Annotated in this window: 25 protein-coding genes and 1 pseudogene; 5 read left to right on the top strand and 21 right to left on the bottom strand. The window is 64.0% G+C overall.

Annotated elements, in window-relative coordinates; genetic code table 11:
* Positions 1–20: 20 nt before the first annotated feature.
* The 3 genes from E1N52_RS23470 to E1N52_RS23480 form a co-directional block, all read right to left on the bottom strand.
* Positions 21–1,481, bottom strand: a complete 1,461-nt coding sequence (locus tag E1N52_RS23470) for a 3-deoxy-D-arabino-heptulosonate 7-phosphate synthase (RefSeq protein ID WP_133185119.1) — start codon at positions 1,479–1,481, stop codon at positions 21–23.
* Between the two features lie 64 nt (positions 1,482–1,545).
* Positions 1,546–2,073 carry a DUF6496 domain-containing protein gene (locus E1N52_RS23475; RefSeq protein ID WP_133185120.1) on the bottom strand — a complete coding sequence of 176 codons (528 nt, stop codon included), beginning with the start codon at positions 2,071–2,073 and terminating at the stop codon, positions 1,546–1,548.
* Positions 2,074–2,141: 68 nt separating this feature from the next.
* On the bottom strand, positions 2,142–3,053 hold the full coding sequence (locus tag E1N52_RS23480) for a LysR family transcriptional regulator (protein WP_133185121.1): 912 nt from the start codon (positions 3,051–3,053) through the stop codon (positions 2,142–2,144).
* A 124-nt stretch (positions 3,054–3,177) separates the two neighbouring features.
* On the opposite strand from E1N52_RS23480, the gene E1N52_RS23485 reads away from it, so the two are divergent.
* Positions 3,178–4,116, top strand: a complete 939-nt coding sequence (locus E1N52_RS23485; RefSeq protein WP_133185122.1) for an alpha/beta hydrolase fold domain-containing protein — start codon at positions 3,178–3,180, stop codon at positions 4,114–4,116.
* A gap of 7 nt (positions 4,117–4,123) precedes the next feature.
* Here the strand turns inward: E1N52_RS23485 and E1N52_RS23490 are convergent, their stop codons facing one another.
* The 6 genes from E1N52_RS23490 to E1N52_RS23515 all read right to left on the bottom strand — a co-directional run bounded on the left by E1N52_RS23490 (position 4,124) and on the right by E1N52_RS23515 (position 8,635).
* A complete protein-coding gene (locus E1N52_RS23490) occupies positions 4,124–5,686 on the bottom strand; it encodes an MltF family protein (RefSeq protein ID WP_133185123.1) in 1,563 nt (520 codons plus the stop codon).
* 94 nt (positions 5,687–5,780) lie between these two features.
* Positions 5,781–6,161 carry a hypothetical protein gene (locus E1N52_RS23495; protein WP_165979433.1) on the bottom strand — a complete coding sequence of 127 codons (381 nt, stop codon included), beginning with the start codon at positions 6,159–6,161 and terminating at the stop codon, positions 5,781–5,783.
* Positions 6,162–6,271: 110 nt separating this feature from the next.
* Positions 6,272–6,673: a hypothetical protein gene (locus tag E1N52_RS23500; protein WP_133185124.1), complete on the bottom strand. Its 402-nt coding sequence runs from the start codon at positions 6,671–6,673 to the stop codon at positions 6,272–6,274.
* A 119-nt stretch (positions 6,674–6,792) separates the two neighbouring features.
* Positions 6,793–7,059, bottom strand: coding sequence for a pentapeptide MXKDX repeat protein (locus E1N52_RS23505; RefSeq protein ID WP_133185125.1), 267 nt, complete (start codon positions 7,057–7,059; stop codon positions 6,793–6,795).
* Positions 7,060–7,163: 104 nt separating this feature from the next.
* Complete coding sequence (locus E1N52_RS23510; RefSeq protein WP_133185126.1) at positions 7,164–7,940, bottom strand: molybdopterin-dependent oxidoreductase; 777 nt, start codon at positions 7,938–7,940, stop codon at positions 7,164–7,166.
* A gap of 56 nt (positions 7,941–7,996) precedes the next feature.
* Positions 7,997–8,635, bottom strand: coding sequence for a cytochrome b/b6 domain-containing protein (locus E1N52_RS23515; RefSeq protein ID WP_133185127.1), 639 nt, complete (start codon positions 8,633–8,635; stop codon positions 7,997–7,999).
* 421 nt (positions 8,636–9,056) lie between these two features.
* On the opposite strand from E1N52_RS23515, the gene E1N52_RS23520 reads away from it, so the two are divergent.
* Together E1N52_RS23520 and E1N52_RS23525 are read left to right on the top strand one after the other, a co-directional pair.
* The gene (locus E1N52_RS23520; protein WP_133185128.1) at positions 9,057–9,602 is read left to right on the top strand and encodes a sigma-70 family RNA polymerase sigma factor; all 546 of its coding nucleotides are present in this window, start codon (positions 9,057–9,059) and stop codon (positions 9,600–9,602) included.
* The gene (locus tag E1N52_RS23525; protein WP_133185129.1) at positions 9,599–10,240 is read left to right on the top strand and encodes a DUF1109 domain-containing protein; all 642 of its coding nucleotides are present in this window, start codon (positions 9,599–9,601) and stop codon (positions 10,238–10,240) included. Before E1N52_RS23520 ends, E1N52_RS23525 begins: the two co-directional genes overlap by 4 nt.
* A 33-nt stretch (positions 10,241–10,273) precedes the next feature.
* Here E1N52_RS23525 and E1N52_RS23530 read toward each other — a convergent pair whose 3' ends face one another.
* The 3 genes from E1N52_RS23530 to E1N52_RS23540 form a co-directional block, all read right to left on the bottom strand.
* Positions 10,274–11,581 carry a chloride channel protein gene (locus tag E1N52_RS23530; RefSeq protein ID WP_133185130.1) on the bottom strand — a complete coding sequence of 436 codons (1,308 nt, stop codon included), beginning with the start codon at positions 11,579–11,581 and terminating at the stop codon, positions 10,274–10,276.
* 128 nt (positions 11,582–11,709) lie between these two features.
* Positions 11,710–12,456, bottom strand: a complete 747-nt coding sequence (locus E1N52_RS23535) for a glucose 1-dehydrogenase (protein WP_133185131.1) — start codon at positions 12,454–12,456, stop codon at positions 11,710–11,712.
* A 210-nt stretch (positions 12,457–12,666) separates the two neighbouring features.
* Positions 12,667–13,662 carry an aldo/keto reductase gene (locus E1N52_RS23540; protein ID WP_133185151.1) on the bottom strand — a complete coding sequence of 332 codons (996 nt, stop codon included), beginning with the start codon at positions 13,660–13,662 and terminating at the stop codon, positions 12,667–12,669.
* A gap of 447 nt (positions 13,663–14,109) precedes the next feature.
* Between E1N52_RS23540 and E1N52_RS44590 the strand changes: the two genes are divergently transcribed.
* The gene (locus E1N52_RS44590; protein WP_205965659.1) at positions 14,110–14,484 is read left to right on the top strand and encodes an MvdC/MvdD family ATP grasp protein; all 375 of its coding nucleotides are present in this window, start codon (positions 14,110–14,112) and stop codon (positions 14,482–14,484) included.
* Positions 14,485–14,532: 48 nt separating this feature from the next.
* Here the strand turns inward: E1N52_RS44590 and E1N52_RS23550 are convergent, their stop codons facing one another.
* From E1N52_RS23550 to E1N52_RS23590, 9 genes are all read right to left on the bottom strand, one after another.
* A complete protein-coding gene (locus E1N52_RS23550) occupies positions 14,533–15,357 on the bottom strand; it encodes a hypothetical protein (RefSeq protein ID WP_133185132.1) in 825 nt (274 codons plus the stop codon).
* A 135-nt stretch (positions 15,358–15,492) separates the two neighbouring features.
* Positions 15,493–15,786: a DUF971 domain-containing protein gene (locus E1N52_RS23555; RefSeq protein WP_133185133.1), complete on the bottom strand. Its 294-nt coding sequence runs from the start codon at positions 15,784–15,786 to the stop codon at positions 15,493–15,495.
* The gene (locus E1N52_RS23560; protein ID WP_133185134.1) at positions 15,783–16,778 is read right to left on the bottom strand and encodes a HEAT repeat domain-containing protein; all 996 of its coding nucleotides are present in this window, start codon (positions 16,776–16,778) and stop codon (positions 15,783–15,785) included. Before E1N52_RS23560 ends, E1N52_RS23555 begins: the two co-directional genes overlap by 4 nt.
* A 35-nt stretch (positions 16,779–16,813) precedes the next feature.
* Positions 16,814–17,584: an ABC transporter ATP-binding protein gene (locus tag E1N52_RS23565; RefSeq protein ID WP_133185152.1), complete on the bottom strand. Its 771-nt coding sequence runs from the start codon at positions 17,582–17,584 to the stop codon at positions 16,814–16,816.
* A 44-nt stretch (positions 17,585–17,628) separates the two neighbouring features.
* On the bottom strand, positions 17,629–18,489 hold the full coding sequence (locus E1N52_RS23570; RefSeq protein ID WP_133185135.1) for an ABC transporter permease: 861 nt from the start codon (positions 18,487–18,489) through the stop codon (positions 17,629–17,631).
* A gap of 49 nt (positions 18,490–18,538) precedes the next feature.
* The gene (locus tag E1N52_RS23575) at positions 18,539–19,966 is read right to left on the bottom strand and encodes an ABC transporter substrate-binding protein (RefSeq protein WP_133185136.1); all 1,428 of its coding nucleotides are present in this window, start codon (positions 19,964–19,966) and stop codon (positions 18,539–18,541) included.
* 46 nt (positions 19,967–20,012) lie between these two features.
* Positions 20,013–20,258 carry a 4Fe-4S dicluster domain-containing protein gene (locus E1N52_RS23580; RefSeq protein WP_133185137.1) on the bottom strand — a complete coding sequence of 82 codons (246 nt, stop codon included), beginning with the start codon at positions 20,256–20,258 and terminating at the stop codon, positions 20,013–20,015.
* An 11-nt stretch (positions 20,259–20,269) separates the two neighbouring features.
* Positions 20,270–22,018, bottom strand: a complete 1,749-nt coding sequence (locus E1N52_RS23585) for a fumarate reductase/succinate dehydrogenase flavoprotein subunit (RefSeq protein WP_133185138.1) — start codon at positions 22,016–22,018, stop codon at positions 20,270–20,272.
* Positions 22,015–22,785 carry a GntR family transcriptional regulator gene (locus E1N52_RS23590; protein ID WP_133185139.1) on the bottom strand — a complete coding sequence of 257 codons (771 nt, stop codon included), beginning with the start codon at positions 22,783–22,785 and terminating at the stop codon, positions 22,015–22,017. Before E1N52_RS23590 ends, E1N52_RS23585 begins: the two co-directional genes overlap by 4 nt.
* A gap of 237 nt (positions 22,786–23,022) precedes the next feature.
* Here E1N52_RS23590 and E1N52_RS23595 point away from each other — a divergent pair.
* Positions 23,023–23,264 (top strand): annotated as a pseudogene (locus E1N52_RS23595) (IS256 family transposase); the annotation flags it as partial.

Genomic DNA, 23,264 nt, shown 5'->3' on the forward strand with positions numbered 1-23,264 from the left:
CTGTCGCGAACGAACGCAGGTCAACAAGGCCGTTCGTTCGCCGTGTATTGCTGAGACCCCGGCGCAGATCCCGGCGCACACTCCGATGCATCGCGAATCGTGGCCATCAGGTCATCGGGGTGCACCATCAATTCGCGCACGAGGCGCAGCATCGAATACTGGTTGAGCACCGCGTGCCAGCGCGGCGACTGCGTGAGTTGCTGCCAGACAGCACCCAGTATCTCCGGATCAGCATGTTGTCCGTCCCACTGGGCGCTGGCGTATTCAATGCTCGCCGGCGCGGACAAAAGCTGCATACGGCTCGCGGCGTTGAGCATTCGCGATGCGCCTTCAGCAGGGGCGTCACAACAATAGAGTACCGTTTTCGACAAGCCGGACTCGTCGATGCCTTGTGCACGTAGCGATGCGCCGTGCAGTCGTACCGGCCCCTGCTGGGTCTCGAACGCATAGACGGCGTTTTCTTCGGCGTGCGCGAGCAGGCGCAAACCGCGCATGAGGCGCGGGAGGTCGGTCGTCGCGGACTCGACGGATGCCTTCGCTTCGACGAGCAGGCGCACGTTCCAGACGGGCACGATATCGAAGGTCTTCGCGTGCAGCCGCTCCAGCAATACCACGTCCCATTCCGTTTTGGCTCGCTCGTGCGTGCCCGGTATCGAGGCCGGAACGCGCATCGAACTCACGACACGGTACGCGTGCGAGTGCTCCTGCGCTGCGTTGAGCCTTTGAGCCAGGGCTTCGAGTGCTTGTAAGGCCAGCGCTTCGACAGCTGCGCCGCGTCGCTGCGACGCCCGGCCTTGTGCCACGGCCGCCGGCGTACCCGGCCGCGGACCATACGCGTCCAGCATTGATATGTACTGCTGCACAAGTGGGTCAGGCGCCAGGGCTTCGAGCCGGCACAGGCGCGCAAGTCCCGGACTGTCCCGCAGATCCTCCAGCGCGCGCTCGAAATCCGAGCCCTTTGCAAGCTCAGGCAAATCGAGGAGGTTTCGCGCGGTTTCGTGAAGTCCTGCATAGTGCGCCTCGTCGTGCGCGACAGATGCGGACGAATGCAGCCGCGCAAGTGCTTCGCGCTGCCAGGCTTCCAGGGCACGCTGCTGTTTGGCCGGATGCGCGATCGCATTGACCGCGGCATGGATCTGCCGGCGATCCTGATCGGCTTGTGCCGAAAGCGACGCAAATTCGCGTACCTGGGTGGCGCGGTGCCGTAGAACCATCGCCTGAAATGCGCGGTCTCCGGAATCGGCGTGCATGGCCTCGGTGATCATGGCCGCGAGCGACTCGACAAAACGCGGCTTTAGCGCCGCGTCGGGTGCTCCGCCATGAGCCATGGCTTCACGTGCCTGTTCGATGACGAGTGCCAGCGCCGTAGCCGGATTGGCGTGTAGACGCGGCAGCGCCGAAGCCGCGGCCTCTTGCGGCAAGCGATAGCGTCGTGGGACGTCGCGAAGGATCTGTTCGAGCAGCAGGGCGGGTGAGGACATCGGCGGATTTGCAGCATGCGCATGCGGGGCGATGAGGAGCATAGTCTCATAACCCCGCGCCCCGCTAGTGGCGAGCGTGCTGCGCACGTGCGGCGCGTGTCTTCGCCGCCTTTTTTGCCGCAGCGGAACGGCCCGCTGCGCCCTTGGTCTGCGCAGCCTTCTTCGCAGCCGCCGTACGGCTTGCAGCGGGGCGGCGCGCTGCCGCGGTCTTCGCCTGCTTCGACGCGGCTTGTGGCGACGCGCCCGCCCGGCTCTCGCCCTTGAGCACTTGCGTCGTCGTGCGCGAGCGTTTGGCCTTCGATTCCGTGCTCGTGCGGGCCGTTTTCGCGCCGTGGGCCGCCGCGGTATCCTTCGCGGCCTTCTTGCGCGTCGCTTCGCTGGTTTTGCCGGGCGCCGGCGGTTTCAGGTCCACACCCGCGCGGCGCGCCTTCGAAAGGCCGATCGCGACAGCCTGCTTCGCGGAACGCACGCCATGCTTGCCCTCGCGCACGCGATCGAATTCCTCTTTCACGAATTCGCCGGCCTGGATGCTTGCGGATTTGCCCGCGCGCTTGTCAGCACGCGCACGCTCGATCGTTTTCTTCTCGGGCATTTTGGCTCTCCTTAATGAGTGACCCTCCCATTCCAGCAAGCGCCGTTCCGCCCATGCGCGCGAAGGCATCAGACCGGAACGAAAGCCGGGCGCGGATCCGCCGCGAGGATTTCGGCGACGAAATCGAGAAACACGCGAGTCTTGTTCGGCAGCCGCCTGCCTGATGGATGCACGCCGTGGATGGGCAACGGCGGCGGCGCGAAATCCTCCAGCACGCTGATGACCTCTCCGCTCGCCATCTCCGCTGCGAAGAGCCAGGCCGGCGCCTGAACGAGGCCCATATCGGCCAGGACGGCAGCGCGAATCTGCTCCGCGTCGCCGGTGCGGAAATTACCGGACGGAACATGGAGGCCGGGCCCTTCGACGTTGGCGAAACGCCATGCCCGCGGCTCGTGCATCGGCGCGAAAACGACACAGGCATGCCGTTCGATCTCTTGCGGCCGTTCGGGGCGGCCATGTTTTTCGAGGTATTGCGGCGTTGCGACGACAACGACCGGACTCGAGACCAGATGCCGCGAAATCATCGAGGAGTCGGCAAGCGGTCCGGTTTTGATCGACAGATCGAAACCTTCCTCGACGAGATTGACGTTTCGCTCGGTCGCGGAAAGGTCTACGCTGACCTGCGGATATCGGGAGAAAAACGCCGGCAGGTGCGGCACGAGATAGAGCCGGCCAAAGACTGGCGGCACGGTCACGCGGACCAGCCCGCCCGGAGACATCTGGCCATGCCCGACGGAAGACTCGAGATCGGTAAAGTCGCCAATGATGCGCAAGCCCGCTTCATAAACCGACTGGCCGGTCTCGGTGAGCGTCATGCTGCGCGACGTGCGCCTGACCAGTTGGGCGCCAAGATAGCGCTCGAGCGACGCGATCTGTTTGCTGACCGCGGGCTGGCCCACGCCGATGTCGCGCGCCGCCGCGGCGAAACTTCCGCTTTCGACGATGCGAATGAAAAGTTTGAGCGCGTCGAGCCGGTCCACTTCTTCTTCCCCAAAGCTTCCTGTCTGGAATGGATTCTATTCCATTTGGCCTTCTTCCATGCTCTGAGTGGAATCGATATCGTCATGCCCATCGACGACGCACACACCCAACGAAGGAGCCATGATGAGCATCGGACAACGCGCAAACCTGATCGAAGTGCGGCACAGCCTGAGCGATGAAGACCGCGACGCGGCGAGGGCCTCGATCGAGCGCACGCAACGCCACTTCAACGAATTCGATGGAACGATGCGCGAGGCGTACGACGCCATGACCGCGCAAACGCCGGTAGCGGATGGCGCCGGCCTGGAGAGCGTCACGAACGCGGACGTAGAAGGATGGTGGATTCGGCCGCGTGCCGCGCCTGCCCATCGCGCGATCCTGTTCCTGCACGGCGGGGCTTTTGTGCTCGGGTCTGCCTGGGGGTATCGCGGCTTCGCGAGCCAGGTTGCGGTGCGCGCAGGCGTTCACACCTTTGTGCTCGACTATCCGCTTGCGCCCGAGCATCCGTTTCCCGCGGCGCACGATGCCGTGCTCGCCGCGCTGCGATGGCTCGCGAACGGCGGCATACGCGAAGTCGCCCTGGTTGGCGATTCTGCAGGCGGCGGCCTCGCGCTTGCGGCTCTGGGTATCGATGAACCGCGGACGTTGAACATCGCGAGCGTGGCCGCTTTCTCGCCGTGGGTCGATCTGGCGTTGACGGGGCCGTCGTTCAAGAGCGATGCGACCCGGGATGCCGTCCTGACGCGGCCTGTGCTCGCCGATGCCGCCGCGGCATACCTTGGCGCCGTCGATCCCACCGACGGACGCGCGTCGCCGCTGCATGGCATTCCAGGAGGGCGCCTGCCACCCATCGCGCTCCAGGTAGGTACGGACGAACTGCTGTTCGACGACGCGCGACGCTACGCAGCGTCGGCGGCGGAGCAGGGCAACACGGTGCAACTGGACATTTACGAAGGGCTGCACCACGTGTTCCAACGCTCCACCCACGAGTTGCCGGGCGCGCGGCATGCGTTGGATGAGGTCGCAAGATTCATCTCGCAGTGCTGGACACCTGACGCGTAAGCCTGCCTCAACCCTGCTTGCGCACCTGCCCGATGGCGCGCTCGCGCGCCGCCTGCGCTTGCTGAACGAGCCGGTAGGCGGCGTAGTACTTGTAGATATTGCGTACGTAAGTGGTGGTCTCGATCCCGATCTTCTCGCCCACCACGATCTCGACGTTGTTGAACCACTTGTCGGGCGAGAGCCCCCGGGCGGCGGCTTCCTTGCGTATCTTCGCGATCCTCGCCGGACCCGCGTTGTAGCTCGCAAACGCGAAGAGGGCGCGGTCCGAATCGGAGAAGTGCGCATCCGGGAAGTAGCGGGACATCAGGAGGTCCAGGTATTTCGCGCCGGCATGGATATTCGATTCCGTCACACGGATGTCGCCGACGGCCAGCTCCTTGCCGGTTGACGGCATGAGCTGCATGATGCCGATCGCGCCAACGTGGCTGCGGGCGCTTTGGTCGAGCTGCGATTCCTGGAACCCTTGCGCGGCAAGCATCAATGGATCGAAGTGATATTGCGCGCCGTACTTTTCGAAGAGACCGACCGTTTGCTTGAAGCGCTTCAGTTCCGCGTCCTCGGTGTTGCTGGTGATCTGCTTGACGCGCTGCAGTTCCTGCTGCAGCCGCACTTCCGCGACGCTCTGCTTCTTCACGTAGCCGATGTAGAAGTCGGTGATTGCCTGCTGGAGTTTGGGGCTCTGCTTGCGAATCGCCCAGCCGATATAGCCGGCGTCACGCACGGCCATGTCGTCGTGCACCACGATGTCCGGCAACACCTGCGCCCAGAATTTCGCCTTCCAGTCGTCGACGACGAGAATCTGGACGAGCCCGACATTGAGCATCTCCATGGCGTCCTCGTCTTCGAGCGCATCGGGTAGCAATACCAGCTTCATCGGCGGCTTACCGTCTTTTTTGAAGCGCGCGTTCAGGGCGGTCAAGCTCTCGAAGTAGCTGCTGCTCGCGCGCACATGCACGGTCTTGCCGCTCAGGTCGTCGAGTTTGGTGAGCGCGGGCGACTTCGGACCGGTGATGACCAGCTCGCGGACTGGCTTGCGGTCGCGCGGCGCGACGAAGTCGACCTGCTTCAGCCGTGTTTCGGTGGCGGTCAGATTACCGGCGGCGATGTCTCCCTTCCCGGCAAGCAGCGCGGGAATAAGCTGCTCGCGCGTCGTCGGGATGATCACGAGCGTCAGTGGCCGCTTGCCGAGGCTGCTCCGGTACGTCTTGTTCAGGTAGCGCTCGAAGTCGCGCATGAGTCCGGCGGTCAGTCCGCGCTCATGGCCGAGTTCGTTGAAATAGAGGGTCCTGCTGTACGGCACCAGTACGCGGATCAGCCTGCGGTCGAGCATGGCGTCGAAATCGCCGAACTTCGGCTGAATGGCGAGGGCGAGGTCGAGCCGGCGGGCGGCGGCGCGCTTGGGAGGCGTGGAGGGCGCGGGGGGCGATGGCGCACTGGCTGGCGCGGCCTTCGCGGGCTGCGACGCCGCGGCCTGCGCAGGCGTTCCCTGGGCCGCGAGGCAACCTGTCGGCCGGCCGGCAATACTCATCCCGAAAGCCAGGATGATCAGCAACGTATGAACAATACGCATGGTGCCAGGGCCGAGTATTCCGCGCCCTTCCATCATGTCACAACCGCATGATCTGGCTATGGGCCCAAGGTCCTATAGCGAAAGCGAACAGCCGCTACTTTGCCGATGTCATGACGTCGCAGCCGCCGTAGGAGCCCGTGTTTTTCAGCGTGAGCGTAAGCCGGCTGCCCCGGTTCGCCGTGATGATCTGCCCATAGCTCACCGTGGGTATGAACTGGATATCCGGTGCGACCGCCACAGGGGGATTCCTTGCGCCGTCGACGGTCAGGTCGAGTTCCACGGTGACCGTATCGATTGCGACGCCCATATCCTGCTTCCGGTCGGCCTGTTCCTTCTTGAAATTGCACAGGCCCGAGAGAACCTGCTCGAGGGCGGTCGGGATATCGACCGGCTTGCCAGGTGGGATCGGCGGCGTGTTGCAGCCGACGATCATGCATGGCAAAGCGCAAAGGAGCACATATCGGCAGGCGCGCATCGGGTTCCCCCTGTGATGAGCCGAAGGGCGGCTCTGTCGAAGGGTGCCATGCGTGGAGGCCCAGTCAATCGGACCTATGTCCTATGCGGAAACTCGCTTCGCCTCGTGAATTACCCGATCCGGCGCGTCCATAGCGTTCGTAGACGGCGCGCGGGGCCTTCGAGCAGATACGACGCTGCGAGCGCGATCAGGCCGGACACGATTCCCGTCGCAATGTGTTCGAGAACATGAATGCGATAGTGACTCGTGTGAGCGTAGGCATCGCCTATGACGGTCAGGCAGCCGACCAGCAGCGCGTTGCCATAGCGATTCGCGTACCACTTCGACGCCGGCGTGAAGGTGAGCAGTACCGCCAGCGCGCCGGTGAACAGTCCCGTCTTGAACGCGATGGTCCAATGGGCCAGGCTCATTATGTTGCCCCAGCTTCCCGGCATGCAGGTCATGCACGCACTGGTCGGCTGCCAGAAGCGCTGAATAAACAATTTCAAGCGGCGTTGCCAATCGCTTCCCATTACGTACTCCCGGCGCAGGGCGTGTGGCCCCTCGGAGATCATACATCGCGAGCGCACGGTGGCGATGCGCTCGCGATGCGCTCCTGGCGCAGGCCACGCCGGGAGCGCGTTACGCTGGCTCAATGCGCCATGGCGCCCGATGCCGGATGATCCATGCCCATGGCGTCGGGCTTCATCGGCTTGTTCATCTGATCATGGCTCATCGCGCCGCCTTTGCTCATCGTATCGTGCGACATGGCGCCTTTGCCCATGGTGTCCTTCTGCATCGAGTCCTTCGACATGGCGTCGTTTGACATCGCGCCGCTTGCCTGTGCGAATGCAGTGCCTGCGCTCATGCTCAACAGGGCGGCCGAAATGGCGATGGCTGCGAATCGGATCGTGTTCATTTGCACTGCTCCTTACTGGGTGGAAAAAACGTTGCCCCTTTTGCGGGCGGAAGTGAAACGGAGCCGTCGCATGAAGTGGCGTATCAGGCGGCGGCAGGAAGACGTCACGAACCGCCGAACCAGTTGTAGCCCTGGTCGACCCAGTAGCCGCCTGGATAGGTATTCGTGACGAAAATTTCGACGATGTGCTTGGGGTTCTTGTAGCCGAGCTTCGTCGGCATACGCAGCTTCATCGGGTAGCCGTATTTCGCGGGCAGGCGCTGGCCGTCGTAATCGAAAGCGAGCAAGGTTTGCGGATGCAGCGCCGTCGCCATGTCGATGCTTTCGTAGTAGTTATCGGCGCAGCGAAAGCCCACGTATTTCGCGGTGAGATCCGCGTCGACGCGGCGCAGGAAATGCGCGAACGGCGTGCCGCCCCAACGGCCTATCGCGCTCCAGCCTTCGACGCAGATATGCCGCGTGATCTGCTCGGCGTGCGGCAGCGCGTACAACTCGGGCAGCGTCCAGACGCGCTGGCCCTTGACGAGTCCGCTGAGCCTGAGCCGATAGTCACCGCCATCGACCACCGGCGCCTCGCTTTCGCTATAGAACGCGTTGAAGGGGAAGGGCCGCGTGATCTGTGCCTCGGTGTAGGTGGGCGCGAGTCGGGTTGGGTCGAACAGCCACGCCTGCACGCGATCGTTGAGCCGCGAAACGGCGGTAAGGAATGTGTTGACCGAGGCGTCGTCGGTTATCGTGCAGTCGGTCAGCAGCGAAAGACCGCCGAGCGTGAGCATGCGCTTGCCGAACAGGCGCCGTGACGGCATGTCGAGTTCGCGCCGTGCGTCGGCAAGAATCGCTGCGCGGTCGATTGCGATGATCTTGCGGTCGGTCGGTTTCATCTGGAATCCTTATCGATATCGAAGGACGGTGACTCAAACAGGATCGGGCGGCGTGTTCAGCGACCGCGAAGCATGGTGAGCAGCGAGCGCGGCACGAGCGCGACCATCGTCACGTGAACGAGCACGAACGCCGCGAGCACGGACATCGCGCAAAAGTGCACCACGCGTGCGCGGTCGTATCCGCCCATCAACTCGCGCAGCAGCGGAAACTGCACCGACTTCCAGATCGCGAGGCCCGAAAGCACGAGGACGACGAGAACGGCGATCGCAACGAGATAGGCGAGTTTCTGCACGGCGTTGTACTGGCTCAGGTCGGCGTGAGAAAGCCGGCCCGTGAGTGCGGCGCGCAGATCGTGCAGCACGGCGCGCGGGCTCAGCGGGAAGAACTTCGTGCGCCAGCGGCCTGTGGCGAGATTCATGGCGAGATAGAAGAGACCATTGAAAAACAGCAGCCACATTGCTGCGAAATGCCATTGCAGTGCGCCGCCGAGCCAGCCGCCGAGCGTGATCGAGGTGGGAATGACGAAACCTGCGAACACAGGAGACGCGTCGTAAATGCGCCAGCCGGAGAACATCATGACGAGCGCCGCGAGCGCGTTGAGCCAATGCGTGACGCGCAGCCAGAGCGGCTGGATTGCGTGTGGACGGCGCGTGCGGGCTTCAAGTGCGGGCGATTCACCGATCGACGTGTGCATGGCGATTCCTCGTTGGCGCAGAGTTGACAGTGAATTCGCTGTGGTGCGCACGCCGGTTACAGCGCGTCGCGAATAAATTCGCGAGACCGGGGGCGGCTAAAAAATAAACTGCTTTTGCTGTAACCCAACTGGCATTGCGAACGAACTACCCTCAACGGGCGCATGCGCTCGCGCTACGCGAAAGAGGCAGACGGTGGGTTTGACTAGCACATGGGCGACGATGGGGGAAGGGGCGACGCCCGGCGCGAGCGCCGGCGGTGCGCATGCCGTTGCGGCGCACGAGGCGTTCGGCTACGCTCACGCGAACGGGCGCGAGTGCGGCGGCGCTCGTAATCATTTTGAAAGTTCGCCTTCGCAAGACCGGGCGAGCGCCATACCCACAAGCCCGCCAACGTATCGTCGCGACCATCCAGGACGACCTTTGCACTCCGCGGAAACCCGTCTCAAAGCGCTTTTCGTCAGCGGCCTGGAAGGCGACGCGCAAGCGTATCGCAACTTCCTCGAGGAGCTCACGCGCCATCTGCGCGGCTATCTGCGCCGGCGCATTCCGCAGTTGCGCGACGATGTCGAAGACCTCGTGCAGGAGATCCTGCTTGCGGTCCACAACGCTCGCCACACATGGCGCCCCGACGAACCGCTCACGGCCTGGGTGCACGCGATTGCCCGCTACAAGCTGATGGACTTTTTCCGCTCGCGCGCACGCCGCGACATGCTCAACGATCCGATCGACGATCACACCGATCTCTTCGCCGAGCCCGACGACGAACCGGCGCAGGCGCGCCGCGATATAGGCAAGCTGCTTGAACAGTTGCCCGACAAGCAGCGCCTGCCTATTCTCCACGTGAAGCTCGAAGGCCTTTCGGTCGTGGAGGCGGCGAAGCTCACCGGACTCTCCGAATCGGCGGTCAAGGTGGGTATTCATCGTGGTTTGAAGGCGCTTGCCGCGCGCATCAGGGGAGCGCGATGAAAACCAACGATCTGATCGACCTGCTCGCCGCCGGCGATGCTCGCGTGGACCACAAAGCTGTGCTGCGCCGCTTCACGCGGGCGCTGGCGCTCGGTTTTGCGGGCTCGGTCGTGCTGATGAGCGTGGTGTTCGGCGTACGGCACGATCTCATGAGTGTCATGCACACGCCGATCTTCTGGGCGAAACTCGCGTTCCCGTTGTGCGTCGCGGCAGCTGCCGCGCTCGCGGTCAGCCGCCTCGGGCGGCCGGGCCGGCGCGGCGGCTATGCGTGGGCGCTGGTGGCGCTGCCGTTCGTCGCGGTGCTGGCGGGCGCATGGATCGCGCTGGGCGACGCGGCGCCCGCGCAGCGCATGCCGCTCGTGATGGGCCTTACATGGCGCACGTGCCCGTTCAATATCGTGCTGCTTTCAGTGCCCACGTTTGTGGCCGTCTTCTGGGCTGTGCGCGGTCTCGCGCCCACCCGCCTGCGCGCGGCGGGCGCGGCAGCCGGCCTCTTTGCGAGCTCGCTCGCGACCATTGCGTATTGCCTCCATTGCCCGGAGATGAGCCCGGCGTTCTGGAGCGTCTGGTATGTGATCGGCATGCTGCTGCCCGCCGGCATTGGCGCGTGGCTGGGGCCGCGGCTGCTGCGCTGGTAGTGGCGCGTGTGGGGCAACGCGCGGTAGCGCGCGTCAATGCTTCAGGAAGCGTTGCGCCAGGGCTTCGTACAGCGGCGGCGCGAATAGCCTGGAAACCTGGCTCGACACGAGCGCCGTTGCCATCAACGAGATCACGAGCGCGTGCCCGTCGATCATTTCGATGACGATGACGAATGCCGTGATCGGGCTTTGCGTGACGGCGGCCAGATAGCCGACCATGCCGAGCGCGATCAGCATCGGCAGCTGCATCTGCCCGAACACCATGTGCAGCACGTTGCCGATGCCCGCGCCGATCGCCAGCGACGGCGCAAAGAGGCCGCCCGGCGTGCCCGGCAGATACGAGCCCACCATCGAGGCCATTTTCAGCACGGGATAAGCGACGCCGAGCTGCGAATGGCCTTCGAGCATGCCGCGCGCTTCCGCATAGCCGCTGCCGAACAGATTGCCTCCACTCGCCACGCCGATCACGGCGATGAACAAACCGCACAGCGCGCCGAACACCACGGGCCGTTCCCTTCGGAGAACGAACAACCGGGCGGGCATCCATCGTTCGGTGTTGAGCAGCAGCCAGCAGAACACGCCGCCCGCGAGGCCAGTGATCACGCCAACGAGAATGACGGCCACCGCGAGCAGATCGGGCAAATGGCTGCCGATGGCGATCGTGCCGAAATACACATAGTTGCCTTGCAGCGCGAGTGAGACGACGCCCGAAAAGATGATCGCCGTGATGATCACGCCGCTCGTTCGCGCCTCGAAGCTACGCGTGAGTTCCTCGATAGCGAAGACCACGCCTGCGAGCGGCGCATTGAACGCGGCAGAAAGGCCCGCGGCGGCGCCCGCGAGCGCGAGCTTGTATTCGAGGCCGACACCGTACATGCTGCGTAGCCGCGCCGGGTAGAAACGCCGGAGGGTGTACATCAGCGCGGCGCCCACGTGGATCGTCGGCCCTTCGCGGCCAATCGTGAATCCGCCGACGATTGCGAGGAACGACAGGGCGATTTTGCCGATCAGGATGCGCAGCGTGAGCAGGCGCGGGCCGAATTTACGCACGTCGTGCAGCGTTGCGATGACCTGCGGGATGCCGCTGCCCTCCGAACCCGGAAACCAGCGGCGCGTGGCCCAGACGCAGAATGCGCCGATGGCCGGTGTGATGACAAGCGGCAGCCACCGGCTGTGGGCAGTCATCTGCAAAAAGAGCGCGTAGCCGAAGTCGACGAGCCGCGCGTATAAGACCGCGACGAGCCCCGTCGCGATAGCGCCAAGCCAGAACACGCCGAAATACAGCCAGCGCCGCCGGCTGCGCAGGAAGGTACGGCTGTCTACAAGGTCGGAAACTCGCATGAAACGGCTTGGCCAAACTCCTCTTTTTGAAGGGTTGCCGGCCGTGCCGCCACGAGGGCGGCACGGCCAATCCTCCGGAGATTAGCACGCACGCGATTATCGGCGCCAGCCAGTTTCACCGACCCGCCTTAGCGCAGGCCTCCGCTTGCGACGATATGTTCGCCCGTCAACCACTTGGCGTCGTCCGATGCGAGGAACACGACGGCCGAGGCGATATCGTCCGGCTGGCCCAGGCGGCCGAGCGGCGTCTGGCTGACCGTATGGCTTTCGAAATCCGATCCGATGACGCCGGCCGTGTGTGTGCCCTCTGTCTCGATCATGCCAGGATTGATCGCATTCACGCGGATCTTGCGCGGTCCCAGTTCGCGTGCGAGCACGCCCGTGATCGCATCCACGGCGCCCTTCGTGCCGCTATAGACAGCCGTTGTCGGCGGCGTGACCGTCGTCGCGACAGAACTCACGTTGATGATGCTCGCACCCTCGCCAAGATGCTTCACGGCCGCCTGCGTGATGAGCAGCACGCCGAGCACGTTCGTGTCGAACTGCTTGCGATATTGCGCCTCCGTGAACTCTTCGATCGGCGCGAACTCGTAGACGCCCGAGTTGTTGACGAGGATGTCGAGGCGACCGTAGGTTTCGACGGCCGTGCTGATGATGCCTTGCGCGTCGGACGCCTTCGACACGTCGCCGCCAACGGAAACCGCCTTGCCGCCGGCCGCCGTAATGGCGTTCACCACCGCATCGGCGCCCGCCTTGCTGCTCGCGTAGTTCACGACCACCGAAGCGCCTTCGGCAGCGAGGCCCTTGGCGATTGCGGCGCCAATGCCTTTCGACGCGCCCGTGACGACCGCTACCTTGCCTGCAAGTTTACTCATCATGTTCTCCTTACCGTAAGTCGCAGCATCGAATGGAGCCGGCGTCCTGACTGGTATGAAGCAATCGGCCGGCGACGCGTACGAATCTAAGGGTCCGCGCCGCCGCGATAAAGCGGCTGGACGCGAATTGACTGGCAGGATCAGATGAACAATCGAGGTAAAGCGGAGTAAGCGCGTGCGGAATTCCAACGGCGTCGACCGCAGGGGCTTTTACCAGCGCTGGTGAACGTGCGGCGCGATCAGGCGTTCATAGACGTCCCGCACGCGTTGCATTGCCACATCGGACAGCGGTGCAAGGCTCGCCGCCGCGACATTCGACGCTGCCTGGGCCGCGTTCTTGCTGCCAGGAATGATGACGGAGACGGCGTCTTCCATCAGTATCCAGCGCAGGGCGAGTTGCGCCATCGAAGCATCGGCGGGCACCAGGCCGCGCAGTTCATCGACCGCCTTCAAGGCGACGTCGTACGGCACGCCCGAGAACGTTTCGCCGACATCGAATGCTTCGCCATGACGATTGAACGCACGGTGGTCGTCCGCCGCGAAAACGGAATCCGCGGACAACTTGCCGGTGAGCATGCCGCTGGCGAGCGGCACTCGCGCAATGACCGCTACGTTTTTCCTTAGCGCCTCGCGGAAAAACAGCTCGGCAGGACGTTGACGGAACATGTTGTAGATGATTTGCACCGAAACCACATTGGGATATTCGATCGCCTTCAGTGCTTCCTCCACCTTTTCGACCGAAACGCCGTAATAGCGGATTTTGCCGGCGGCGACAAACGCGTCCATCGCGTCGAACACCTCGGGGTGGTAATAGACCTCCGTGGGCGGGCAGTGCAGTTGCACGAGGTCGAGCGTATCGACACCCAGGTTCGTGAGACTCCTATCGATGAAGCCTTCGAGTTCGCGCTTGTTCAGATAGCCGCTGGTCACATGCGGGTCGAGCCGGCGTCCGAGCTTGGTGGCCACGATGGGACGCTCGCCGCCGCGCTGGCGCAGCACGTCGTGGATGATGCGCTCCGAGCGGCCGTCGCCGTACACGTCGGCGGTATCGATGAACGTGACGCCGTTATCGAGCGCGGCGTTCAGTGCGGCTTTCGCGTCGTCTTCGCCAACGCTGCCCCATGAGCCGCCGATTGCCCAGGCACCAAAGCCGATTTCGGACACATTCCAGCCGGTACGACCCAATTTTCTCTTCGAAAGCGTCATTTGTGTGCTCCTCCTGTGGTTTGCTCGATTATCTCGCAGGCGTTTCAACGGCTGCTGCGCCAGTAGTGTAGCCCGCTGTTGGGCCTGCTGCTGGCCCCGCTGGCGGCCTTGCTGTTGGCGAATGGCCATCTTTGCGCGCCCGCGCGTTGGCTTCGAGCTAACGATTCCGGTTCTGACTAGACGTAAATTCTCCGCCAGGACAGGCTGTCGCGCGCCACAGTGAAGCGCGGGCACTGCTGGCACGGCGGTTGCAGGACGTGGCGGCGGCCTATGCCGCCTTCGTGGTGTATGCCCACCCCGCCGGTGACGACCATGGCGTATCCCTCGGACAGCCAAGTGGTTCCTCTTTAGTATTCCTGTGCATTATCAGGCGGCGATGCCTGAGCCGGTGTCGAGCGCGCGGCAAGGTGCAATCCCGCCGCGCGCTTTCAGGAAAGGAGCGCAACCATGTCCGAACGGCACCCACGGCCGGTGGTGCTGGTCATTACTCACAGCAACGACAACGAGAGTATCCCGCTCGTCATGCATGCTGTCGCGGAAAAGGGCGGCGTGGCTTACCGCTTCGATACCAACCGCTTTCCCATCGATATTCGGCGTTCCAGCCAGTACAGAGGTGACGAGGAGCGGCAGGTTGTTGCGTGCGAGGACTACGAGCTGGACATGAACTACGGGGCCGCCGATTACATCCTCACCCCCGACGGCCGTCACTGCTTTCTTGAGGTCAACCCGGTCGGCGAATTCTTCTGGCTGGAAAAGCACCCGGGATTGCCGCTCTCGGGTGCGATTGCCGACCTGCTCGTTTCGGCCAAGCGAGGTTCGTGACGAAAGTGAGCCGCCGATGCTCGCGTGCACCTCGTCACGGCCTCGACCTCAAATCGGTTTTTCGATCGCCGCCTGGCCGTGAGGCGTCAACGTTTGTTGCCCGTCCTTGTCGAAGCCGCTATACGTCCAGTCCAGCTTTCCGGATGTGGTTGCGACCGAGCGGGTCAGGCCGATGCCGTATTGAGTCAGATAGGTTCGACGCGTCTTGTTCTGGACGATGCCGTCTTTCGTCTGCTCGCAGTCGAGGTCGATCGCTTTGCCCGTGAGCGCGGCGTTGAACTGGGAGGCCGGATAGTAGCGGCTTGTATGGCAGCTCCACGTGAGCGCCCGGAAGTTGACGATCTGGACCGTCGTGCCGAACTTGAACGTCGTGGTATAGGTTTCATCCTCCTGCGGGGCATTGAAAGCGAACTCGCTGTTGTCGACGTCGTGCGCGACGAAGGGGATGAACGCCGCCGTCTGTGCGTAGTTCGCCGTTTCCTCTTTCAGGCTGTAAATGTTGAGGTAAGAGAGGCTGAATGTTGCGGCGGCGGGCACGCCGTTGGCCGAGCTTTCATACACCTGCTGGACCATGCCCGTATCTTGCGCGTTGATCAGCACGGTTTTGAAGTCGCGCTCGATGCCCACGGTGCCCACTTGCCCCGTTACCTTACCGAGCACCGTCAAGACCTTGAAGGGCAACTTGTGCGTGCCCGCTGCCGGCATCTTTTCGCGAACGCTCGCGGGCAAGGAGTCCACCGTAAAGTGCGCCGCGAGATAGCCGGGCTTGTCGTTGGCCATATCCTTGACCGGCACGAACTGGGTGCATCCTGAGAAAAGCGCAACGGATGTGACGGAAGTGCCGACAAGCAGGCGGATTATTCTGTTTCGCATCTTTTCTTCGATTCTCTGTCAGCGGATGGAGCGCCGCTCAAACGAGCACGGCATGGCATGCATATCGGCGCGGTGCGAGCGTTCTTTAATCGAAGACTGAAGCGAGATGGGTGGCTGCGAGGTCCAGAGCGCGAGCTAGCGGGCCTCGTCGCGCCCAAGTTGCTCGAGGTAGGGCCATGGATAGATGCCGCGTGCGTGGCCGTCGCTGAACGCGAGCTGCACGCCGTAGCCCATCGGCTCGATGGCGATCAGCGTCACGTCCGCTACGGCCTCGGACGCGGCGCCGTCGAGCCGCACTCGCCGGCAGGCTGCGCACGGGCAGGCCGCGCGCAGCCGGGCGTGGTCCACACGTTGTGTCTCTCCCGCTGGCCAGCAGAGCATGAGCGCTCGCGTGGCGGCGTCGTTGCGGACCTCTAGCGGCGTTTTCATGGCGCTGCGCCCTCGATCTGGCCGATCGCGATGCGCACGGCTTTGCGTACCTCGGGATCGCGGTCCTGCAGCGCGCTTTGCAGCGCCGGCAATGTCTCACGCGCACCCAGTTCGCCAAGCGCAAGCGCCGCTTCCTTGCGCAAATTGCTGATCGAATGCGCAAGCAGCTTGGCAACGGCGGTGGCCGCTTTCGCGTCGCGCAGTTGTCCGAGCGCGCGGGCCGCGCGCAGCCGGACCTGCCAGTACGCGTCGCCGAGCGCCTCGACGAGTGGTGCCAGCGCCGTGGCGGCGCGCAGCTTGCCAAGCGTCGTCGCGGCTTCTTCGCGCACTTGCCAGGCGTCGTCGCGCAACGCCGTGAGCAGCGCGTCGAGCGTGGCCTGATCGCCCGGCGAGGCGAAGCCAAGCGCGCCAACGGCGGCGCGGCGGACCTCCGGGTGCGCGTCGCCGGCGCCGAGCGCGGCGAGCGCCGCCAGCGCACGTGGCTCCTTCAGCCAGCCGAGCACGGCTACGGCTTCGAGCCGCACGTCGGCCTCGGTGTCGGCGAGCGCCTCCAGCGCGGGCTCGAAGGCATCCGCAAAGCGGAGTTCTCGCAGGCCGCGCAGGGCCGCACGGCGCACGAACGCCTCGGGCCGCGTGGCCCACCGGCGCAGCACGTGGCCCGACGACTGGGCTTTCAATTCCGAAAGACTCTGCGCCGCGGCTTCGCGCACGTCCTCGTCGGTGTCGAGCAGCGCCGCGCAGAGCGCTTCGACGACGTCGTCGTCTTCCCACGCGGCCAGCACGGCGGCGGCTTCGCGGCGTACGTCTGGTGCGGGATCGTCGCGCAGCGTGGCCACGAACGCGGGCAACAGCGCTTCATCCTCGAGATCGGCGAGTTCGAAGAGTGAGATGCGGCGCACGGCGGGATCGGCGTCGGCGAGGCGCGCGAGCAGGGCGCTGGCTTCGACGCTCGGGTGCTGCGGGTTCGGCAAGGCGGAAACGGAAACGGTCATGGGAAAGGGCGGTTGTCTGGTGGGCGCTGGCGGGGTTACGCCGCTTCGCGCAGCAACGCGAGGCAGCGGCGCTTGATGTCGATGAAGCCGGCTTCGGTCGTGCTCTCGTCGCTGCGCGGCCGCGCGAGCGGCACCGCGATATCGGCGATGAGGCGTGCGGGGCGTTGCGAGAGCATCAGGATGCGGTCGCCGAGAAACAGCGCTTCGTCGATGTCGTGCGTGACGAACACGACGGTCGTGCGGATCTGCGCCCAGATGTCGAGCAACAGTGTCTGCATCATGCGGCGCGTTTGGGCGTCGAGTGCGCCGAAGGGCTCGTCCATCAGCAGAATGCGCGGGCGGTTGATCAGCACGCGCGCGATTTCAACGCGCTGCTGCATGCCACCCGACAACTGCGCGGGATAGTGCGACTCGAATCCCGCGAGGCCGACCAGCGCGAGCAGTTCGGCGGCTTCACGCCAGCGCTCGCTCGCGCCAACGCCCTTCATCTTCAGGCCGAAGGCCACGTTGTCGATCACACGCTTCCAGGGGAACAGCGTGTGCTGCTGGAACACGAGGCCGCGCTCCGGATCCGGGCGTTCGACCGCGAGACCGTCCACGGCGATTTCGCCCTGCGTGGCCGGGACGTGTCCCGCAATGGCGCCGAGCAGCGTGGACTTTCCGCAGCCGGACGGCCCAAGCACGCACACGAACTCGCCGGGCGCGATATCGACGTTCAGTGAGTCGAGCGCGGCGAAACGCGCGTGCGGTGGCCCGACCTCCACGGTCAGCGAACGCACGTCGATCCGCCCCGGCGCGTGTGACACCGGCGCCCTGGCGCGGGCTTCCGGGTGGATGGCGGCGGGCGTGTTCACTGGCGTGCTCCCCGCAGTCGGTACCACGGTGTCAGCGCGGTGCCGATGCGCTTGACGAGGAGGCTGCTGCCCATGCCGAGTACGCCAATCAGCGCCATGCCGACGACGATATCCGCGTAGTTCTGCAACGTATAGGACTCCCATGTGAAATAGCCGATGCCGTACTGCCCGGCGATCATCTCAGCGGTCACGAGGCAGAACCAGGCGGTGCCCATGCCGATGGAAAGCCCTGTGAAGATCGCAGGCGCCGCGCCAGGCAACACCACTTCCGTATAGAGCGACAGCGAGCCGGTGCCGAGACCCCGCGCGGTCGCGACGAGGCGCGGGTCGACGGCTTCCACGCCGTGGATCGTGTTCAGCAGGATCGGGAACAGCGCACCGATGAACGTGATGAACATCATGCTCAGTTCCGAGGAGGGAAACATCAGGATCGCGAGCGGAATCCACGCGACCGCCGGGATTGGCCGCAGCACCTCGAGCGGCGGCAGCAGCACATCTTCAAGCGCGCGATAGCGGCCGATCGCGAGTCCGAGCCCGACACCGACCAGGGCCGCCGCGCAAAAGCCGGCCAGCACGCGTGTCAGGCTCGCGGCGAGATGCATCGGCAGCTTCGGCGAATGGAGCAGCGCCCATAGCGCGGGAATGGCGTCGGCGGGCGAGGGGACATTCGCGAACGTGATAATGCCGAGCGAGAGCCGGAAATGAACGGCCAACTGCCAGGCGGCCACGAACAGCACGATCGAGCCGGCTCGCCAGGCGCGGCGGCGCATCGGCGCGCGTCGCGCTGCGCCTGCGGTTAGTGCCGGGTCGCGGGCGGCTGGGAGTCGCCGGGCTGCGAGGTCAAACGTGGAGGACATGCGGACTCCTCATAAATGGCAAGTGAGCGAGCGGACAAGACGCGGCGCGTTAGCGCGAAGCGATGGCCTGCTGGGCGCCCGTTTTCGCGGCGGCATAGTCGACGACAGCGCCCGACGTGTGCTGTGCGTAGGCATCGGCGCCCGCTTTCTGCAGGAAGGCGGTGACACCGCCGTGCGCGTCGCGCACGTACCAGGCGTCGGAAGCGAAGAGCTTCTGGCCGCTGTCATGGTCCTGCACGTATACAGCGCGTACCTTGCTGCCCGACTGTTCGAGTTTCGCGAGCGCAGCGAACCCTTCCGCCGCGTTCGCATAGTTGCGCACGTGTGCCTCGTTTGCGACCCACACCTGCGTTACCGCGAGGAAATCGCGAATGGGCTTGCCGGTTAGCGCGTCGTTCGTGGTGAGCGGTTGCCGCGCGTAGTTCTTCAGCGCGGCGTCATAGTCGAGCCCCGACTCCTTGAACGCCTCGCGGATGTAGCGGTCGTCGATGAACGTGTTCGCATCGAGATTGACATCCGTTTTCTTGAGCAGCTTAAGCGTGTCGATGGCGGTCGCCACGGCCTGGCGGTACTCCGGCTTCCAGGTGAGATCGCGCGTTTGCAGGCCGAGCGGCCCATGATAGAGATAATCGACAGGCGCCTCGATGCCCGTCACCTTCTCGATCAGCAGGCTGTACTTTTCCGGATCATCTGCGATCAGGCGATTCGCTTCGATTGCCGCGCGCAGATACGCGACCACCACTTCGGGGTACTTCTGCGCGTAGGCGGCATCGACGAGCGCGCCGTGAAAGGTGGGCGCATGGCTTTGCGCGCCGTCGTAGATCTTGCGGGCGATGCCGCGGTACGGGAACAGATCGGCGAACGGCACGAAGTCGGCGTGGGCGTCGATCTTGGCCGCCTTGAGCGCGCTGCCGGCCACTTCCGGTGCTTGCGTGATGATGTTCACGTCGGTATCCGGGTTCCAGCCTTGCGCCTTGATCGCACGCAGCAGCATGCCGTGCGACGTCGAGGCGAACGGTACCGAGATCGTTTTGCCCTTGAGGTCGGCGATCGAATGTACCGGCGAGTTGACGGGCACGACGATGCCGTTGCCGCTGCCATCGGTGCTGCCTTCGAGCACGGTGATGAAGAGGCTCTTTCGGCCCGCTTTCTGAAACGCTGCGCCATTGAGCGAGCCCGGGAAATCCGCCATGGCGCCAAAGTCGAGTTTGCCGGCCACCATTTCGTTCGTGAGCGGCGCGCCGGAAGTGAAGTCTTTCCATTGCACGTCGTAGGTGACGTTCGCGTATTTGCCGGTGTGCGGCAGATACTTGTCGAGCAGATGCAATTCGCGGATCAGGAGGCCGCCCGTCGCGCAGTTGATGGTCGCGTCCTGGGTGCCGATCGCGACGCGAATCGTCTCGGCGTGTACGGTGATCGCGGCGCTCAACAGCAGCGGGGCGGCGAGAAGGCGAAGTATCCGTTGGCGTGTTTTCATGATCTGTTTGGCGAGCAATACGGGAACCGTCGTGGGGTGACAGCGGTTAGCGCAACAGGTATGGAATGTCGACCTTGACTGCGCCGGTCGGGCAGTCGCGTTCGCAGGGCATGCAATACCAGCATTCGTCGAATTGCATATAGGCCTTACCCTTGCTCACGTCGATTGCGAGCAGGTCGAGCGGGCACACATCCACGCAAACTGTGCAGCCTTTGTCGGCGATGCAGCGGTCCTCGTCGATCGTGACCGGCGCACTGCTGCGCTTGAAGATTTCGTGCGGCGTATAGGACATATTCGGATTCCTCAGTGTTCGGTGACGAGTTCCGCGCTTTCCTGGTCGGGGCGAATGCGCAGCTGATCGTAGGCGCCTCGATCCGCTTGCGCGAGCGGGACGATGTACGGCTCGACCGCGCGCTTTTCGCTCGTCATCCTGCCGGATGCGTCCTTGCGCAGGTGCGTGTGGCAGAACCATTCGGCGTCGTTGCGCTGCGGGTAATCGACTCGGTGGTGATACAGGCCCCAGCGGCTCTCGGTGCGGAACAGCGAGGCGCGCGCCGCCATTTCCGCGCAGTCGCGAATGGCGCGCACCTCGGCGGCGCGCATCAATTCGTGCGCGTTGTTGGCCTTGATCGACTCGATGTCTTCGGCGATCTCGTCGAAGCGCTGCAGGCCGATCTCCATCTTGCGCGTGACCTTGGGTGGCTGAAGATAGTCGTTCACCATGCGGCGCAGCTTGTATTCGACCTGCGCCGGAGCGAGTCCGTTTTCGCGCTCCAGCGGCGCATAGATGCGTGCGCGTTCGGCGGCGATCTGTGCCTCATCGAGGTTCGCGTGTTCGCGGCCTTCCACGTACTCGGCCGCGTTGGCGCCCGCGAACCAGCCGTAGGTGAACGCGCCCAGCATGTAGTTGTGGGGCACGGCCGCCATGTCGCCTGCTGCATACAGGCCGGGCACGGTCGTTTCCGCGCGCGAATTCACGTAGACGCCCGATGCGCTATGCCCGCTGCAAAAGCCGATCTCGGAGATATGCATCTCGACCATCTGCTGGCGGTAGTCCGTGCCGCGGCCCGCGTGGAACCGGCCCCGGCTCGGGCGCTCGTTGGTGTGCAGGATCTGCTCGATGGTCTGAATCGTTTCCTCGGCAAGATGGTCGAGCTTCAGGAACACGGGGCCGTTGCCGCTTTGCAGCTCCTGGTAGAACTCCCACATCATCTGGCCGCTCCAGTAGTCGCATTCGATGAAGCGCTCGCCCTTGCCGTTCGCGGTGAAGCCGCCGAGCGGCCCGGTGACATACGCACATGCCGGTCCGTTGTAGTCCTTAATAAGCGGATTGATTTGAAAGCATTCCAGATTCGCGAGGGCGGCGCCCGCGTGGTACGCCATGGCATAGCCGTCGCCTGCATTCGTCGGGTTCTCGTAAGTCCCCATGAGGTAGCCGGAGGAGGGCAGACCCAGGCGCCCGGCTGCGCCGCAGCACAGGATGACGGCTTTCGCGCGCACCACGTGGAACTGCGCCGTGCGGCAGTCGAAGCCGAGCACGCCGCTTACGCGGCCCCGCGAGTCGGTCATGAGCCGCGTGGCGACGATGCGGTTCGTGATCTCGATGCGTGCGCGTTTGAGCTGCCGGTAGAGGATCTTTTTCACGTCGTGTCCTTCGGGCATGGGCAGCACATATGCGCCCATGTGATGGACCTTCTTCACGGCGTAGTCGCCGTTGCCGTCCTTCTCGAACTTCACGCCCCAGCGGTCGAGCTGCTCGATGGTCGTGAAGCTGTGGCGCGCATAGGCATACACGGCTTCCTGGTCGACAATGCCGTCGTTCGCGACGGTGATCTCGCGAGTGTATTGCTCGGGCGTGGCGTGCCCGGGAATGATGGCGTTATTGAGGCCGTCCATGCCCATTGAGATCGCGCCGCTGCGCTTGACGTTGGCTTTTTCGAGCAGCAACACCTTGAGCGCCGGGTTGCGTTCCTTGGCTTTGATTGCAGCCATTGGGCCGGCCGTGCCGCCGCCGACGACCACGATGTCGTATTCGAGCACTTCGGTATTCATTGCGTTTTCCTTCCCCGTGCACGGGTTTTCTGGCGGTCGACGCGCAGCCGGTACTGGAAGGCGTCGCCGCGGAAATACAGGTATTCGTAGTCGATGGGATTGCCGGATGCGTCGTGCGTCAGGCGCTCGATGCGCAGCACGGGGCTGCCGTCTTCCACGCGCAGGGCGCGGGCGATGTCGTCGTCGGCGAGAATCGCGTCGATCGACACATCGGCATGGCCGAGCGGCACGCCGCAGTCATTCTCCAGAATCAGAAAGATGTCGCGCGTGGCGAGGTCAGCGTTGGCGAGCCGTTTGCCGAGCGCTTCGGGCACCCACGTGAGTTCCAGCGAAACCGGTTCGCGGTTTAGCATGCGCACACGGTGGATTTCCGTGACCGGCGTGCCTTCCGGCAGGTTCAGACGTTGCGCGACGTGGCGATCGGCTTTGATGATCTTGAAGCTGCGCAACTGGTTGACGATCTCATAGCCCATCGACGACATCGCTTCCGCGAAGCCTTGCAGCGAGGTCACATTCTGGAATGCCTTGGGCCTGGAGACGAACGTGCCTTTGCCGTGGAGCTTGAAGACCAGGCCTTCCTTTTGCAGATCGCCTAGCGCCTGGCGCACGGTAATGCGGCTGACGCCGAACAGGGTGCATAGCTCGTGTTCGGAGGGCATCTGGCTGTGCGGCGCGTAGGTGCCGTTCAGGATGCGCTCTCGGAGCGTGTCCTTGATCTGTACGTAGAGCGGCTGGGGGGATAGCGCCACCAGATTCGTTCGGGACATGGTTGGCTTGTCATAACAAGATGGATCTGCAGTCTAGTCAGGGTTCCATTTGCGACAAACTAACGAATTCTGATATGTATTTCTTTGGTGTTTGGGTTGGGTTTGCTTTGTTGTGGTTTTTGGTGCTATCGCGGAGGGGGGTGGTTCTTGGCGCTTTGGCATTGCCGCCGCAAAGAAAGTAGGGGGCCTGTCATAAATTTTGTGTGTAAGGCATAACATGTAGCTCAAGGAGCATGTATGCCACGCAAACCCAAGACGTCCCCCGAGGCCCTGACGGCGTTGCCGTCCATTCCGAAGGAACTGATCGACCAGTTCGTGAAGGGGCCGATGACGGCCGAAGCGGTGCATGCCGCCTCAGCGGCGTTCAAGAAGGCGCTGATCGAGCGGGCGCTGGGCGCCGAACTTGGACACCATCTGGGCTATCCGGCCGGCGCCGTGCGGCCCGAGAACGCGACCAACCAGCGCAACGGCAAGAGCGG

It is taken from the genome of Paraburkholderia guartelaensis, assembly GCF_004353905.1.
In the GTDB taxonomy this organism is placed as follows: domain Bacteria; phylum Pseudomonadota; class Gammaproteobacteria; order Burkholderiales; family Burkholderiaceae; genus Paraburkholderia; species Paraburkholderia guartelaensis.

Excerpts from the sequence above, each read along its gene's own strand:
- E1N52_RS23590 (WP_133185139.1), bottom strand. The coding sequence starts at position 22,785 with ATGTCCCGAACGAATCTGGTGGCGCTATCCCCCCAGCCGCTCTACGTA.
- E1N52_RS23495 (WP_165979433.1), bottom strand. The coding sequence starts at position 6,161 with ATGCGCGCCTGCCGATATGTGCTCCTTTGCGCTTTGCCATGCATGATC.
- E1N52_RS23505 (WP_133185125.1), bottom strand. The coding sequence starts at position 7,059 with ATGAACACGATCCGATTCGCAGCCATCGCCATTTCGGCCGCCCTGTTG.
- E1N52_RS23560 (WP_133185134.1), bottom strand. The coding sequence starts at position 16,778 with ATGACCGTTTCCGTTTCCGCCTTGCCGAACCCGCAGCACCCGAGCGTC.
- E1N52_RS23585 (WP_133185138.1), bottom strand. The coding sequence starts at position 22,018 with ATGAATACCGAAGTGCTCGAATACGACATCGTGGTCGTCGGCGGCGGC.
- E1N52_RS23475 (WP_133185120.1), bottom strand. The coding sequence starts at position 2,073 with ATGCCCGAGAAGAAAACGATCGAGCGTGCGCGTGCTGACAAGCGCGCG.
- E1N52_RS23470 (WP_133185119.1), bottom strand. The coding sequence starts at position 1,481 with ATGTCCTCACCCGCCCTGCTGCTCGAACAGATCCTTCGCGACGTCCCA.
- E1N52_RS23485 (WP_133185122.1), top strand. The coding sequence starts at position 3,178 with ATGAGCATCGGACAACGCGCAAACCTGATCGAAGTGCGGCACAGCCTG.
- E1N52_RS23575 (WP_133185136.1), bottom strand. The coding sequence starts at position 19,966 with ATGAAAACACGCCAACGGATACTTCGCCTTCTCGCCGCCCCGCTGCTG.
- E1N52_RS44590 (WP_205965659.1), top strand. The coding sequence starts at position 14,110 with ATGTCCGAACGGCACCCACGGCCGGTGGTGCTGGTCATTACTCACAGC.
- E1N52_RS23490 (WP_133185123.1), bottom strand. The coding sequence starts at position 5,686 with ATGCGTATTGTTCATACGTTGCTGATCATCCTGGCTTTCGGGATGAGT.
- E1N52_RS23540 (WP_133185151.1), bottom strand. The coding sequence starts at position 13,662 with ATGACGCTTTCGAAGAGAAAATTGGGTCGTACCGGCTGGAATGTGTCC.
- E1N52_RS23570 (WP_133185135.1), bottom strand. The coding sequence starts at position 18,489 with ATGTCCTCCACGTTTGACCTCGCAGCCCGGCGACTCCCAGCCGCCCGC.
- E1N52_RS23535 (WP_133185131.1), bottom strand. The coding sequence starts at position 12,456 with ATGAGTAAACTTGCAGGCAAGGTAGCGGTCGTCACGGGCGCGTCGAAA.
- E1N52_RS23530 (WP_133185130.1), bottom strand. The coding sequence starts at position 11,581 with ATGCGAGTTTCCGACCTTGTAGACAGCCGTACCTTCCTGCGCAGCCGG.
- E1N52_RS23500 (WP_133185124.1), bottom strand. The coding sequence starts at position 6,673 with ATGGGAAGCGATTGGCAACGCCGCTTGAAATTGTTTATTCAGCGCTTC.
- E1N52_RS23515 (WP_133185127.1), bottom strand. The coding sequence starts at position 8,635 with ATGCACACGTCGATCGGTGAATCGCCCGCACTTGAAGCCCGCACGCGC.
- E1N52_RS23510 (WP_133185126.1), bottom strand. The coding sequence starts at position 7,940 with ATGAAACCGACCGACCGCAAGATCATCGCAATCGACCGCGCAGCGATT.
- E1N52_RS23555 (WP_133185133.1), bottom strand. The coding sequence starts at position 15,786 with ATGAAAACGCCGCTAGAGGTCCGCAACGACGCCGCCACGCGAGCGCTC.
- E1N52_RS23580 (WP_133185137.1), bottom strand. The coding sequence starts at position 20,258 with ATGTCCTATACGCCGCACGAAATCTTCAAGCGCAGCAGTGCGCCGGTC.
- E1N52_RS23525 (WP_133185129.1), top strand. The coding sequence starts at position 9,599 with ATGAAAACCAACGATCTGATCGACCTGCTCGCCGCCGGCGATGCTCGC.
- E1N52_RS23550 (WP_133185132.1), bottom strand. The coding sequence starts at position 15,357 with ATGCGAAACAGAATAATCCGCCTGCTTGTCGGCACTTCCGTCACATCC.